The following is a 14,209-nucleotide window of genomic DNA, read 5'->3' on the forward strand; positions in this document are numbered from 1 at the left end:
CTTGTGATTGAAGACGAAGCGATAGTCGCTATGGACATCGCCATGCAACTACGAAAAATGGGTTGCATCCCGGTAGGCATTGCCGCGAGTGGCGAGCAGGCGATCGAGATGTCCGCACGCCTGCAGCCTGATCTGACCCTGATGGACATCCATCTGGCTAGCGCGATGGATGGCATCACAGCGGCACAAACAATGCGAACCCAATGCAACGTACCCGTGATATTTCTGAGTGCTTTCGTGGCCGAAGAAAAAAGCAGGGCCCGCGCCAGCCAGTCTGCCCCCCTGGGCTATTTGAACAAGCCATTTTCCGAATATGAACTTCAGACAGTGATTGACGCTGCACTGAAATATCTGCGCCCCTAGTTCTTCATCCCTGACACAGCCGAACCCGGCGCTATCGTCATCGACTTCGCTCGCGTTTGATCAACTGCGCTAGAGCATGCCCCAGCTGGGCGAACGCGTGAGCGCCACGCCCACGATGTAACCCACACTGAACAGCGCCGCGACAAAGTACACCAGCTTTTGTGATGCGGGTGTGCTCTTGCCCAGGGCCTTCATGCCCAGCAGAATATAAGCCAGCAGAGCCAGTACCTTGGCGGTCAGCCAGGCATTCACGAAAGGATACTGGCCAATGCGCCACGCCATCCAGACTGCGGAGCTGAGCAGCACTGTGTCGATCACATGCGGAGCCACGCGCAGCAAGCGCGACTGGCGCCAGGCTTGTGCAAACAGTTCCAATGAACCGCGCAAAATAAACAGGCTGATGCTGAGCACCACACAACCTACGTGCAGCAACTTCACCAAATAGTAGTCCACGCAGATTCCTTCCATCCGGCGCCGCCGGGCTCAGCCGTCCTTGCCATCCAGGCGGGTACTGATCAACCAGGGCGTAAAAATCCACAAGTAGATCAGAAATGCGGCACTCCATGCCAGCGCCGCACCAAGCAATGACACCAGCAGCAGCCCTGGCGACACCAAGGGCAGCAACACACGAAGCGCCGCCGCCAGCATGACCAGCCCGTACGCCGCCACCTCGGCCCGGGAGACCTTCAGGGGCCTGCCCGTATGGCCGCGCGCCGTACGCGTGAGCATGCCAATGATCAGGCCACCCGTGGCGCCAACAGCCAGGGCATGCACGCCGGCAGAAACAGGTACCAGACCCGTCTGCGCCAGCGCCAGCAGCGCAAGTCCAACCGGAAGCCAGGCGTAAGACGCATGCAGCACCCACAGAATGGGGCGATCGCGCGTGATCAGGGGGCGCCAGCCCAGCAAACGCTTGACCTGCAGACCAGCCGCCAGAGCCAGCACCATCAGACCCCACACACCGGCCGGTGCAAACACCCACAGCGCCAGCCCCAGGCCGGTGAGACCCAATGAGGCACGCTCGACCCAGGCGATGGCAGGCAGCTTCAGGCCCGGCGTGGCGCTCATGGTGAAGGCAGGAATAACGCGCCCGGCCATCACGCACTCAATCATCACGATCAGGGCCAGCCCGGCGTACAGAGCCGTCATGGCGGGAACATCCAGCACACCCATCACAGCGAGATGAAAGCCCAGATTGGCGGCAGCGAGCAAGGCCAGAATGAGCGCCAAGGGCAGGTTGCGATGATTGCGTGAGCGCAGCAGTATGTTCACCAGAACCCCGGCCACCAATGGCAACAATGCCATGTCCAGCACCGCATAGACCGCGTACGGCCCCACCACCGACGTCACTCGCGCAGCCAGCCACAACAGCGCCAGCGCACCCAACGCGGGGCCGCGTGGTGTGGCCAACCCGGTCCAGGCTTTCCCGGCCGTCATCAAAAATCCGACGATGATGGCCACGGCGAAGCCGAACAGCATTTCATGCGCATGCCAGAGCATGGGTGCGGCCTTCGGCGGTGCCAGTTGCACCCAGCCGAGAAACATGGCGACCCAGAGCGGCACAATGAGTGCGGCCAGCAAGGCCCCGCCGATATAAAAAGGCCGAAAACCCAGTCGCAGCAAAGGCATGCCCTTGGACATCTGTGCAGCGGCCTTGACTTCGGAAAAGATGGGCAGCGAATCAGGCTTCATTTCAAAGTGACGTTTTTCACATCAGAAATTTTTAATAGATTCATTTTACATGCATCTTAAAATACAACCAATTGAAAATCCTTCCGACATTACACTGGATCGACCTGCCAATGACCGCTAACGTACACATGGACACGCCCTGATGAGATTGACGGACTACACCGACTACACCTTGCGAGTCTTGATGTTTTGTGCGCTGCACCCGCAGCGTTCGATCACCATTGCCGAGTTGGCGCAGAGCCACGCGATCTCCAAAAACCACCTGATGAAGATCGTCAACGACCTGGCGCGCCAGGGTTTGCTGCAAACCACGCGCGGGCGCGGTGGCGGCCTGCGTCTGCTGAAAAATGCCGCAGAGATCCGTATCGGTGATGTAGTGCGTCAATCAGAGACCGATTTCAGGATGGTGGAATGCTTTGACGCCAGCCTGAATGTCTGCACGCTCACCAACAATTGCCAGTTGCAGCAAGTTTTCAGAACCGCCCTGCAAAGCTACCTGGCCGAACTCGACAAGGTGACCCTGGCGGACATCACACGCCCCTTGGCCGCGAGCCGTCGGCCCCGGATCAGCATGGTGCCGGTCAGCGAGATCAAGCGCCCCGTGTCAATCAGGCTGTCCCCCGCCAAGCCTAAAGGGCGCAAGACCTGAACCCGGCAAAAATGTCATCGCGGTGCGGCAGGTAATAGTTGCGGTATTTGGGGTTGTGCATGCGGGCACGGGTCGCAAACGATGCCCCACGCAGCACCTTGTGGGTGCCGAACCACGGCGCTGAATAGTCGCGATAAGGGTCGGCGGTGAACCCGGGATAGCCCCGAAACGTGGTGCCAGTCCACTCCCACACCTCACCCCACCGGAAACCACGACGCGCGGCGCTGTGCGCGGCCACTTCCCACTCCACCTCGGCAGGCAAACGCCGGCCAGCCCAGCGGCACCATGCATCAGCCTCCCACCAGCTGACGTGCGTCACGGGCTGCCCCCCCAGCATGCGCATGGCGGTGCCAAAGCGGGTCTGCAAGACAGCCCCGCTGGCCACACCGATCTGATCGACATAACGCGGGCCGCGGCGGCCCTCGCCCGATGCTTTTTCCTGCAACCATTGCCAACCCTCGGGTTGCCAGAGTTCCGGGCGGTCATAGCCACCATCGTCCACGAACTCGACATACTGCGCCCAGCTGACAGCTTGCGCATCGATCTCGAACTCAGGCACCGACACTTCATGCAACGGGCACTCATTGTCAAAAGCGAAACCGGGTTGAGCAGCGTCCAGACCCAAGGACCATCGCGTACCGGGCACCACCAGCGGAGCGCGCGCGGCGGTCGGACCGCTCATCGGCAGCTGCAAGGGCAATCCAAGGGTTTGCGCCATGTAAATCAGGGCTTCGCCATGCATGTCTTCATGAAACAGCGCGAGCCTGAAAAAGTACAGCGCATCATCTTCGTCGGGGGTTTTCTCCAGCAATTCAAGCGTGGATTCAAGGGTTTCGAGCAGGTAGTGGCGTATGCCGGCCACATCGGGCAGGCTCAAGGCCCAGCGGCTGTCATGCGGCACCTCGCCCGAATGCCACCAGCGGTCAGCCTGCAGTTCGATCGATGCCAGCCGGCTTGCCGAGGAATCGCAATGCCGCCCAAGCTGGCGCTGCAGGTTGCGACCGATCCAGTATTCCTGAAACCAGCCAATGTGCCCCAGTTCCCACAAGGGTGGATTGAGTTCCGGCAACAAGGGCACCGCAAAGTCGTCGGACGCGAGCGCCGTTTCGTACTGACCCAGCAAGTGCAGGGTATGGTTGCGCGCGTCCATCAGCGCCAGCGAGAGAACGTCTCGGCCAGCCTGACGCATATCGGGGGAATCAATGGAAATGGTTGGTTTTTTGAGCATGGTGTTTGGCTTGGATTATTGCCGCAGCCCAACAGAGGCGCGATATCGCTTGCAGCAAGGGCATCAGTGTTTACCCTAGGCCAAAATGCAGGATCGTCAGGTTTTTCTCAGTCGCGAGGCGTTACGCTCAGACTTTAACGGACGGATCTGCCGCTGCACATTTTTTTGAGCTTGCGACAAGATGCCGCCATGTATTTTTTTGACCGATGGAGACAACATGAGCTTCCTTTTATCACTGTCCAGACGGATAGACCAATTCAGTGAATGGATCGGGCGCTGGGTCGCCTGGCTGGTGCTGGCGGCCGTTTTGATAAGCACGGGCAACGCCATTTCGCGCAAGGCGTTTGACATGAGTTCCAACGCGTTTCTGGAGATTCAGTGGTATCTGTTCGCCGCCGTTTTTCTGCTGGCATCGGGCTACACCATGATGCGCCAGGAGCACGTGAAAATTGACGTGATATCGGGCCGTTTTTCCAAGCGCACCCAGATCTGGCTCGACGTCGTGGGTATCTGCCTGTTCCTGTTCCCATTCATTATTTTGGTCATCAAGCTGGCCATGCCGCTGGTCATCAATGCCTATGTCACACAAGAGGTGTCGTCCAACGCCGGTGGTCTGATCCGCTGGCCGGTGTTCGCACTGCTGCCGATCGGGCTGGCGCTGTTGGGCATGCAAGGCGTCTCCGAACTGATCAAGCGCATCGCTTTTCTGAAGGGCCTGATTCCTGATCCGACCAAAAAGCAGGGTGCCAAGACATCAGAGGAAGAGCTGGCCGAGTTTCTCTTGAATAAAGAAGTCGCTGCGCGTGAAGCCGCCTTGCTAGGAGCCAAGAAATGACCGAATTCCTCATCGCCAATATGGCGCCGATCATGTTCGGCTCACTGGTTTTGTTCCTGCTGTTTGGTTATGCGGTGGCCTTCTCGCTGGCTGCCTGCGGGCTGTTCTTTGGGTTTGTAGGTGTTGAACTGGGCATGATCCAGCCCGCCTTTCTGCAGAGCCTGCCCTTGCGCATGTTTGGCATCATGCAGAACGACACCTTGCTGGCCATTCCGTTCTTTACTTTCATGGGCCTGATCCTGGAGCGCTCGGGCATGGCCGAAGACTTGCTCGACACCATTGGCCAGTTGTTTGGTCCGATCCGCGGTGGCCTGGCTTACGCGGTGATTCTGGTGGGCGCGATGCTGGCGGCCACCACCGGGGTGGTCGCCGCATCGGTGATTTCCATGGGTTTGATTTCGCTGCCCATCATGTTGCGCTACGGCTATGACCGCCGCGTGGCTGGGGGGGTGATTGCGGCATCGGGAACTCTGGCGCAAATCATTCCGCCGTCCCTGGTCCTGATCATTTTGGCGGACCAGCTCGGCAAAAGCGTGGGCGATCTGTACAAGGGCGCTTTCATTCCTGGCTTTGTACTGACGGGGCTGTATGTTGGCTATATCCTGTTGATCAGTTTCATCCGGCCGCAATGGGTGCCGGCACTGCCCGCGGAAGCACGCACGATTCGCGAAGACGACGGCACCGCCGGTCTGCGCTCGCTTGGCGTGTTGATGGTTTTGTCCGTGATCGCCGCCGTTGGCTTTGCCAAATGGCGCCCTGAAACCACACCGCTGGATGAGCTGATCGTGACCTCCATGTGCGTGGGCGTGGGCGTGGCATTCTTTGCATCCGTCATCAACAAGGTCACCAAACTCGGGCTGCTGTCCCGCATGGCAGAACGCGTGACCTTCGTACTGATCCCGCCGCTGGCGCTGATTTTCCTGGTGCTGGGAACCATTTTCCTCGGCATTGCAACCCCCACCGAAGGCGGCGCCATGGGCGCAGTGGGTGCCTTGATCATGGCACTGGCGCGCCGTCGTATCGACATGAAGTTGATTCGCCAGGCGATGGACTCCACCATGAAGCTGTCATGCTTTGTGCTGTTCATTCTGGTGGGCGCCACGGTGTTCAGTCTGGCATTCCAGGGCGTGGACGGACCGAAGTGGGTGGAGCACCTGCTCTCCGGCCTGCCCGGCGGTCAGCTTGGCTTTCTGATTGTGGTCAACATCCTGGTATTCCTGCTGGCCTTCTTTCTGGACTTCTTTGAGCTGGCCTTCATCATCATTCCCCTGATCGGACCGGTGGCCGAAAAGCTTGGCATTGACCTGGTCTGGTTCGGTGTGCTGCTGGCCGTGAACATGCAGACGTCGTTCATGCACCCGCCGTTTGGCTTCGCCCTGTTCTATCTGCGCAGTGTGGCCCCAAGTGAAGACTACACCGACAAGGTCACGAAGAAGCCTATCAAGAAGGTGACGATCGAGCAGATTTACTGGGGTGCCGTGCCCTTCGTGATCATTCAGATCATCATGGTGGGCCTGATCATCGCCTTCCCGGGATTGGTCTCCAGCGGGCTGGACAAGGAGGCGACGATCGATGGAGACAAGGCACTGGTCCAGATGCAGACGGAGGACCAGGCCAAGGAGGCAGCCCAGGACACCACCACCATACCAGCCGCTGAAGCGTCGTCGGCGCCCGGCGCACCTGAAAATGCCGAGGGTCCGGCCAAAGATGCCGACGCCAATGACGATGCCATGAAAGGTCTGCTGGACTCCATGAAATCGGAACAGGAAAAGAAGCCCTGACCCCGGCTACTTCAGTCAACCCCAACAAAAAACCCCGCAACAGCGGGGTTTTTTGTTGCCAGCGAACTGGTCAGACAGGCATCACAGTTTCTGGGACTGCATGAAGTTGTCGATACTGGCTTCCGTGAAGCGGAACCAAAGATTGGCATCGCGACGGAAGGTCGAATAATCAGCGTAGATCTTCTTCCACGCAGGATTGGAAGCGCTGAGGTCAGCGTAAACTTGTTGCGAAGACTTGAACGCTGCCACCATGACGTCTTTCGGGAACTGGCGGAACTTGGTGCCCTGGCTGGCCAGGGTCTTGAGCGCAATGGGGTTTTTGTAGTCGTACTTGGCCTGCATATCGGTATGCGCGTAGGACGCAGCCGCCTCTACGATAGCTTTGTACTCGGCCGACAAACCGTCATACGCCTTTTGATTGACATACAGCGACAACTGTGGGCCCACTTCCCACCATCCTGGGTAGTAGTAGAACGGCGCCACCTTGTTGAAGCCCAGCTTCAGGTCATCGTACGGACCCACCCACTCGGCCGCATCGATCGTGCCTTTTTCCAGGGCTTGGTAAATCTCGCCACCAGGAATGTTTTGCGGTACCACGCCCAAAGGAGCGATAACCTTGCCGCCGAAACCACCTACGCGGAATTTAAGACCTTTGAGGTCTTTGACCGACTTGATTTCCTTGCGGTACCAGCCGCCCATCTGCGCCCCGGTATTGCCCATGGGGAAGTTCACGATGCCTACATTGGCATAAAACTCGCGCGTGAGCTTCAAGCCATTGCCTTCGTACATCCACGCTGTCATCTGACGGCTGTTCAGGCCGAAAGGAATGGCGCAGTCCAGGGCGTAAGTGGGGTCTTTGCCGAAGAAGTAGTAAGGGGCCGTATTGGCCATTTCGACTGTTCCATTGGAGACGCCATCCAGCACACCGAAGGCAGGCATCAATTCACCAGCCGCATGGGTCGTGATGACGAACTTGCCGCCCGACATATCGCTCACTTTCTTGGCGAACACATCACAAACACCAAACAGCGTGTCCAGTGACTTCGGGAAACTGGAGGCGATGCGCCAGCGAATGGCAGCTTGCGCATGGACGGCGGGTGCAACACCGGCCGCCAACACGCCAGCAATGCCGGCATTTTTAATAAGGGAACGTCGATCCATTTGGGTCACTCCTGGAGTTGTTGATTGAACATCTCGTCATGCGGGTAGGCACGACGATGACTGATAAGAGTCATCAAGGATTGTAGGAACATGCGCGACACCCGGCGCAGGGGTTTTCCCTTGCCGAGACTGACACGAAGCTGTCAGCACACCCTCAGGCGACGGCTTTGAGCGTTGGGCGATCAGACGCCAGCAGCGTCGAAAATCGCTTGATGACAGCGGCCTGAATACCGGCTGCATCCAGGCCTTGCAGGGCCAGCAATTTGGTGGGGTCACCATGCTCAATGAACTCATCGCGCAGACCCAGCTGCAACACCGGCCGCTCCAGCCCTGCAGCATTCAGCGCCTCCAGCACAGCACTCCCTGCGCCACCCATGAGCGCGCCCTCTTCAACCGTTACCAAGCCTTCGTGTGCATTGGCTATGCTGAGCAACAACTCTGTATCCAGCGGCTTGGCCCAGCGCATGTTGACCACAGTGGCATTGATCGCCTTGGCCGCCTCCAGGGCGGGGTACAACAGCGTGCCAAAAGCCAGTATCGCAACGCCTTTGCCCTGTCGCTTCACTTCGCCCTTGCCGAACGGCAATGCCGCCAGGCTGGACTGGACCGCCACACCGGCACCGGCGCCACGTGGGTAGCGCACGGCCACCGGGTGATCCTGCTCGAAAGCACTGCACAGCAGCTGGCGGCATTCGTTTTCATCAGCCGGGCAAGCCACGCTGACATTGGGAATGCAACGCAGGTAGGGGATGTCATAAGCACCGGCATGAGTGGCACCATCAGCCCCCACCAGACCGGCCCGATCCAGCGCAAACACCACCGGCAGGTTTTGAATGGCGACGTCGTGAATCAACTGGTCATAGGCCCGCTGCAGGAAGGTGGAGTAAATCGCCACCACCGGCTTCAGACCCTCACAGGCCAGGCCAGCGGCAAAGGTCACCGCGTGTTGCTCGGCAATCCCCACATCGAAGTAACGATCCGGGAAACGCTTTTCAAATTCCACCATGCCCGAGCCTTCGCGCATCGCGGGCGTGATCCCCACCAGCCGGGGATCGTGGGCCGCCATGTCACAAAGCCAATCGCCAAAGACCTGGGTGAAGGTTTGCTTGGAAGGCGTGCTGGGCTTTTGCAGACCGACCTTGGGGTCGAACTTGCCGGGGCCATGGTAGGCCACCGGGTCGGCTTCGGCCAGTTTGTAACCCTGCCCTTTTTTCGTCACCACATGCAGGAACTGCGGTCCCTTGAGGTGCTTGATATTTTCCAGCGTCGGGATCAATGAATCCAGGTCGTGGCCGTCAATCGGGCCCACATAGTTGAAGCCGAACTTCTCGAACAGGGTGGCAGGCACCACCATGCCTTTGGCATGCTCTTCTATGCGCTTGGCCAGCTCAAACAGGGGCGGCGCGCCTTTGAGCACGGTCTTGCCGACATTCTTGGCCGCAGCGTAAAACTGGCCGCTCATGAGCTGGGCCAGGTAACGATTGAGCGCGCCCACCGGCGGGCTGATGCTCATGTCGTTGTCGTTCAGAATGACCAGCAGATTGCAATCGGCAACGCCCGCGTTGTTGAGCGCCTCAAAGGCCATGCCGGCGGTCAGGGCGCCATCGCCAATAATCGCAACCGCATGCCGCTCCTGCCCCTTGATCTTGGCTGCCAGCGCCATGCCCAGGGCGGCCGAAATGGACGTGCTGGAGTGGGCCGTGCCAAAGGTGTCGTGCGCACTCTCGGTGCGCTGGGGGAAGCCACTCAAGCCACCATGCTGGCGCAGCGAGGACATGCGGTCGCGCCGTCCGGTCAGGATCTTGTGCGGATAGGTCTGGTGGCCCACATCCCATACCAGACGATCTTCCGGCGTGTTGAAGACATAGTGCAAGGCCACCGTGAGTTCCACCGTGCCCAGGTTGGAGCTCAGGTGCCCCCCAGTCTTCGAGACGCTGTCAAGCACGTAGGCCCGCAGTTCGTCCGCCAGCACGCTGAGCTGGGCGCGTGGCAACAGCCGCAGGTCGGCGGGATCATTGATGGTCTGCAGCAACGGATACAACTTGTTTGACATATGCTATATTTTATGTAGCTATAAGCTCTTATTTTACAAGGGCCAATAGCCTATTTCCCTAATACCTTCAGATCGGAGCAGCTCACTTCAACTGCAACGATTCACCACCATGTTGGCCAGCCCCTGCAGTGCCCGGGTGTCGGGCAAGCCACTCTGCGCCAAAGCGGCCAGGGCCTGCGCCAGCAACTCCTGCGCATGGGCAGCGGATCGCTCCAGCCCCAACACCGACACATAGGTGGGTTTGTCCTGGGTGGCATCCTTGCCTGCCGTTTTGCCCAGCGTGGCCGAGTCGGCGGTCACGTCCAGAATATCGTCCACCACCTGAAACGCCAGCCCGATGGCGGCGCCATAGCGGTCCAGGCCCGACAAGGCCATCTCCGAAGCATCGCCACAGGCCGCCCCCATCATCACACTGGCCTGCAGCAAGGCACCGGTCTTGAGACGGTGCATATCCCGCAACTGGCTCTCAGTGAGGGCCACGCCCACGCTGGCGAGGTCAATCGCCTGCCCGCCTGCCATGCCGCCGCTGCCTGCTGCCCGCGCCAGCAGCCGGCAAAGACGGGCTTGCCGTTCGCCGGATATCCCGGCGTCGTCAGGCGTCAGGAGTTCAAAAGCCAGGGCTTGCAGGGCATCGCCCGCCAGCAGCGCACTGGCCTCGCCAAATTTGACATGAACGGTCGATTTGCCCCGTCGCAGCACGTCATTGTCCATGCACGGCATGTCATCATGAACCAGGGAATAGGCATGGATCAATTCCACGGCGCATGCGGCGCGCACAGCTGCCTGGCGTTGGTCTTCACCGGTCGAACCCGGGGGCGGCCCCACCGCTTCCCAGGCCGCCATCACCAGCAGCGGACGCAGCCGCTTGCCGCCGTCCAACACTGCATAGCGCATGGCTTCAACCAGTTCAGCCGGGGCGCCATGGTCTACGCCAGCGGGTGCGTCGGCGGTAACCCAGCGCTCCAGCGCACGCTCAACGGTGTTGAGATGTCCGGCGCTCCAGGCGGCCAGGTCGAATGCCGTCGCGACTTTCACTCGGGTGTCCATGATTTGAGTACGCCTTGGTCGAGAACCTTGATTTGGGATTCCACGGCTTCGAGCCGGTCCCGGCAAAATTTGAGCAATTCAGCCCCGCGCTGGTAGCCAGTGAGCAACTGGTCCAGAGGCATATCGCCTGACTCCAGTCGGGCAACCAGCTGCTCAAGCTCTTCCAGAGCGGTTTCGTAGCTTGCCGGGGCAGAGGGTGCGGGACGGGAGGCTGAAGCCATAGGTCGGGAAATTCCGTGGATCAAAAGAGGGGATTTTAGGCGCTGGGGTGCTCCAAGTGAACAAGGGGCCGGGGAAACACCCGGGCAACGGCTCAAAATACCCCAAATTGAGCTTTCGCATGACCCAAGGGGGGCGACAGGTACAATCCAGCCTTCTTGCATCGGCCCAGGCCGGTTCCCTTTTTACCGCGCATTGGCGCATCTCCCTGTGGGGAGTCTTTAGGTCAGGTCCCCCATGTCTGATTTAAGTCTTCAACTGCAGCAGGCCACCGGCCAACTACCAGTTTCAAGCTATTTCGACGAAGCGCTTTACCAGCGCGAACTGAAAAACATTTTCCAGAGTGGGCCCCGCTACGTGGGGCACCGCTTGAGTGTGCCCCAGGTGGGCGACTATGCCACCCTGCCTCAAGAGGCACAGGGACGTGCGCTCGTGCACACATCAAACGGTATCGAGTTGATCTCGAATGTGTGCCGCCATCGCCAGGCACTCATGCTGCAGGGACGCGGCTCGGTCAACACCACCCAGGCGGGCACTGCAGCCGGCAACATCGTGTGCCCGCTGCACCGCTGGACCTACAGCGGCAGCGGCCCCCAGCCGGCAGGCACCCTGCTGGGCGCACCTCATTTCCCCCAGGACCCCTGCCTGAACCTGAACAACTACAAGCTGCGTGAGTGGAACGGCCTGCTGTTTGAGGACAATGGCCGTGACATCCACGCCGACCTGGCCGGCATGGGCCCGCGGGCCGATCTGGATTTCACCGGTTTTGTGCTCGACAAGGTCGAAATGCACGAGTGCAACTACAACTGGAAAACCTTCATCGAGGTCTACCTGGAGGACTACCACGTGGGCCCCTTCCACCCGGGCCTGGGCGGTTTTGTGACCTGCGACGACCTGCGCTGGGAATTCAAGGAAAACTATTCGGTGCAAACCGTGGGCGTGGCCCGGCAAACCGGACAGGCCGGCACCCCGGTCTACCAGCGCTGGCAGGATGCGCTGCGCGGCTACCGCAAGGGCGAGCCGCCGAAGTACGGCGCGATCTGGCTGACCTACTACCCGCACATCATGGTCGAGTGGTATCCACATGTGCTGACGGTCTCCACGCTGCACCCCATGGGCGTGAACAAGACCATGAACATGGTCGAGTTCTATTACCCCGAAGAAATCGCAGCCTTCGAGCGGGAGTTTGTTGAAGCGCAACAGGCCGCCTACATGGAAACCTGCATTGAGGACGATGAGATTGGTGAGCGCATGGACGCCGGTCGCCGCGCCCTGCTGACCCGCGGCGACAACGAAGTCGGTCCGTACCAAAGTCCCATGGAAGACGGCATGCAGCACTTTCACGACTGGTATCGCCGCCAAGTCCAGATCTGAAGCCCATGCAGGCCTTGTGGATGGTTCTGGGGGCTTTCTTCTTTGCTACCATGGCGGTGGGCATCAAGATTGCCTCAGGCAGTTTCAACACCTTCGAACTGGTGTTTTATCGCGGTGTGGTGAGCGTGATCTTCATGTCCGTGGTGCTGCGCACGCGCCACATCTCCATTCGCAGCCCCGTTCCCCTGATGCACGCCTGGCGCAGCCTGATTGGCGTGTCGTCCCTGGGGGCCTGGTTTTATGCCATTGCCCATTTGCCCTTGGCCACGGCCATGACGCTGAATTACATGAGCGGGGTCTGGGTGGCAGCCTTTATCGTGGGTGGCGCGGTGATGTACGGCAAAGCAGAACGCCAGGGGCCCCTGATGGCCACGGTGCTGGCGGGCTTTGCCGGCGTGGTGATGATGCTGCGCCCCACACTGGAGCAAAACCAGTTGTTTGCCGGACTCATCGGGCTGCTCTCAGGTCTGGGTGCGGCACTGGCCTACATGCAGGTCACGGCCTTGGGCAAAGCAGGTGAGCCCGAAGGGCGCACGGTGTTTTACTTCTCGGTAGGCTCGGCACTGGCTGGCCTGGTCGGCATCAGCTTCACGGGGCTGACGCCCTGGTCCACGGTGCACTGGCAGGCGGCTGTCTGGCTGATCCCGATCGGTGTGCTGGCGTCTCTGGGCCAATGGTGCATGACGCGGGCCTACAGCCGTGGCTCCACCCTGCTGGTGGCGAATTTGCAGTACTCCGGCATCGTGTTTGCGGCCTTCTACAGTCTGGTGCTGTTTGGCGACCAGATTGCGCTGTTGGGATGGGCCGGCATGGCCTTGATCGTGGCCAGCGGTCTGGCCGCCACCGTGCTGCGCACCCGAACCATCCCCAATACGCCAGCCGAAGAACACTGAAAGGAAACGCCAGCGATGTACACCACCCTGATATCCGCCCGGCAGCTCCAGGATTTGCAGAAAAGCGGCAAGCCCTGCATGGTCTTTGACTGTAGTTTTGAGCTGATGCAAGCCGGCGCTGGCGACCTGCAATACCAGCAGGCCCACATCCCAGGCGCCGTGCGGGCTGACCTGGATCGGCACCTGAGCGCAAATCCAACGGCACCCGATGCCGCATCGGGCGGTCGGCATCCCCTGCCCTCGCGCGAGACCTTTGCCGCCTGGCTGGGCAGCGTCGGGTTCACCCCTGCCATGCAGGCCGTGGTGTACGACCGTCAGGGCGCCAACTATTGCGGACGGTTGTGGTGGATGCTCAAGTGGGTGGGCCACGAAGCGGTCGCGGTGCTGGATGGTGGACTGCAGGCGTGGCAGTCGCATGGCGGCAGCACGGAGAGCGTCCGGGATATCAGCACACCAGCCATCAATGCGGCCGTCAGATACCCGCTGGCCCCCGAAAAAGCCTTGCTGATTGCTACTAAAGAAGTAGCAGACAGGCTCACTCAGGCACAACAGACCTTGATCGACGCGCGGGGTGCGCCACGCTTCAGAGGCGAAGTCGAGCCGCTGGACCCCGTGGCAGGGCATATCCCTGGTGCACTGAACCGGCCATTCACCCAAAACCTGGATGCGCAGGGCAAGTTCAAGCCGGCCGCCGAGTTGCGCGCCGAATTTGAGGCCTTGCTGGCCGGGCATGACCCCGCAACCGTGGTGCACCATTGCGGCAGCGGCGTGAGCGCCGTGCCCAACCTGCTCGCCATGGAAATCGCCGGTTTGGGGCGCACGGCCCTGTATGCCGGAAGCTGGAGCGAGTGGTGCAGCGACCCGCAAAGACCGGTGGCGAAAGGCTGACGCGATCAGGCGCTCTGGTCTCCAAC

14 protein-coding genes are annotated in these 14,209 nt (G+C 60.2%); 7 read left to right on the plus strand and 7 right to left on the minus strand.

All coding sequences use genetic code 11. The features are described from left to right. Positions 1-3 precede the first annotated feature (3 nt). Positions 4-363, plus strand: a complete 360-nt coding sequence (locus IV109_RS11190; RefSeq protein WP_296696232.1) for a response regulator — start codon at positions 4-6, stop codon at positions 361-363. Between the two features lie 69 nt (positions 364-432). Here the strand turns inward: IV109_RS11190 and IV109_RS11195 are convergent, their stop codons facing one another. Both IV109_RS11195 and IV109_RS11200 read right to left on the minus strand, forming a co-directional pair. Beyond that, entirely contained in the window at positions 433-816 is a 384-nt protein-coding gene (locus tag IV109_RS11195; RefSeq protein WP_296696236.1) for a SirB2 family protein, read from the minus strand. Between the two features lie 30 nt (positions 817-846). Then, positions 847-2,055, minus strand: a complete 1,209-nt coding sequence (locus tag IV109_RS11200; RefSeq protein ID WP_296696238.1) for an NnrS family protein — start codon at positions 2,053-2,055, stop codon at positions 847-849. Between the two features lie 142 nt (positions 2,056-2,197). Between IV109_RS11200 and IV109_RS11205 the strand changes: the two genes are divergently transcribed. Further along, positions 2,198-2,704 (plus strand): Rrf2 family transcriptional regulator, encoded by a 507-nt coding sequence (locus IV109_RS11205; RefSeq protein WP_296696241.1) that lies wholly within the window; start codon positions 2,198-2,200, stop codon positions 2,702-2,704. Here the strand turns inward: IV109_RS11205 and senA are convergent. After that, on the minus strand, positions 2,685-3,932 hold the full coding sequence (gene senA, locus IV109_RS11210; RefSeq protein WP_296696243.1) for a selenoneine synthase SenA: 1,248 nt from the start codon (positions 3,930-3,932) through the stop codon (positions 2,685-2,687). The two genes, IV109_RS11205 and senA, sit on opposite strands and share 20 nt — an antisense overlap. A gap of 217 nt (positions 3,933-4,149) precedes the next feature. Here senA and IV109_RS11215 point away from each other — a divergent pair, with 217 nt between their 5' ends. Then, on the plus strand, positions 4,150-4,767 hold the full coding sequence (locus IV109_RS11215) for a TRAP transporter small permease subunit (protein WP_296696248.1): 618 nt from the start codon (positions 4,150-4,152) through the stop codon (positions 4,765-4,767). Continuing rightward, positions 4,764-6,548: a TRAP transporter large permease subunit gene (locus IV109_RS11220; protein WP_296696251.1), complete on the plus strand. Its 1,785-nt coding sequence runs from the start codon at positions 4,764-4,766 to the stop codon at positions 6,546-6,548. Before IV109_RS11215 ends, IV109_RS11220 begins: the two co-directional genes overlap by 4 nt. A gap of 81 nt (positions 6,549-6,629) precedes the next feature. Here IV109_RS11220 and IV109_RS11225 read toward each other — a convergent pair whose 3' ends face one another. The 4 genes from IV109_RS11225 to IV109_RS11240 form a co-directional block, all read right to left on the minus strand. After that, positions 6,630-7,709 carry a TRAP transporter substrate-binding protein gene (locus tag IV109_RS11225; RefSeq protein ID WP_296696253.1) on the minus strand — a complete coding sequence of 360 codons (1,080 nt, stop codon included), beginning with the start codon at positions 7,707-7,709 and terminating at the stop codon, positions 6,630-6,632. 154 nt (positions 7,710-7,863) lie between these two features. Next, positions 7,864-9,762: a 1-deoxy-D-xylulose-5-phosphate synthase gene (gene dxs / locus IV109_RS11230; RefSeq protein ID WP_296696257.1), complete on the minus strand. Its 1,899-nt coding sequence runs from the start codon at positions 9,760-9,762 to the stop codon at positions 7,864-7,866. A gap of 87 nt (positions 9,763-9,849) precedes the next feature. Beyond that, the gene (locus IV109_RS11235) at positions 9,850-10,809 is read right to left on the minus strand and encodes a polyprenyl synthetase family protein (protein ID WP_296696260.1); all 960 of its coding nucleotides are present in this window, start codon (positions 10,807-10,809) and stop codon (positions 9,850-9,852) included. Further along, on the minus strand, positions 10,794-11,030 hold the full coding sequence (locus IV109_RS11240) for an exodeoxyribonuclease VII small subunit (protein ID WP_296696262.1): 237 nt from the start codon (positions 11,028-11,030) through the stop codon (positions 10,794-10,796). The genes IV109_RS11235 and IV109_RS11240 overlap by 16 nt, the downstream gene beginning before the upstream one ends. 235 nt (positions 11,031-11,265) lie before the next feature. Here IV109_RS11240 and IV109_RS11245 point away from each other — a divergent pair, with 235 nt between their 5' ends. From IV109_RS11245 to IV109_RS11255, 3 genes are read left to right on the plus strand one after another with little or no spacing between them, the layout of a single operon-like run. Continuing rightward, positions 11,266-12,402 carry an aromatic ring-hydroxylating dioxygenase subunit alpha gene (locus IV109_RS11245; RefSeq protein WP_296696265.1) on the plus strand — a complete coding sequence of 379 codons (1,137 nt, stop codon included), beginning with the start codon at positions 11,266-11,268 and terminating at the stop codon, positions 12,400-12,402. Positions 12,403-12,407: 5 nt separating this feature from the next. Then, positions 12,408-13,295 (plus strand): DMT family transporter, encoded by an 888-nt coding sequence (locus IV109_RS11250; protein WP_296696268.1) that lies wholly within the window; start codon positions 12,408-12,410, stop codon positions 13,293-13,295. A gap of 15 nt (positions 13,296-13,310) precedes the next feature. Next, complete coding sequence (locus tag IV109_RS11255) at positions 13,311-14,183, plus strand: sulfurtransferase (protein WP_296696271.1); 873 nt, start codon at positions 13,311-13,313, stop codon at positions 14,181-14,183. The last annotated feature ends 26 nt before the right edge of the window (positions 14,184-14,209 follow it).

It is taken from the genome of Rhodoferax sp. (assembly GCF_018780565.1).
Lineage (GTDB): Bacteria > Pseudomonadota > Gammaproteobacteria > Burkholderiales > Burkholderiaceae_C > Rhodoferax.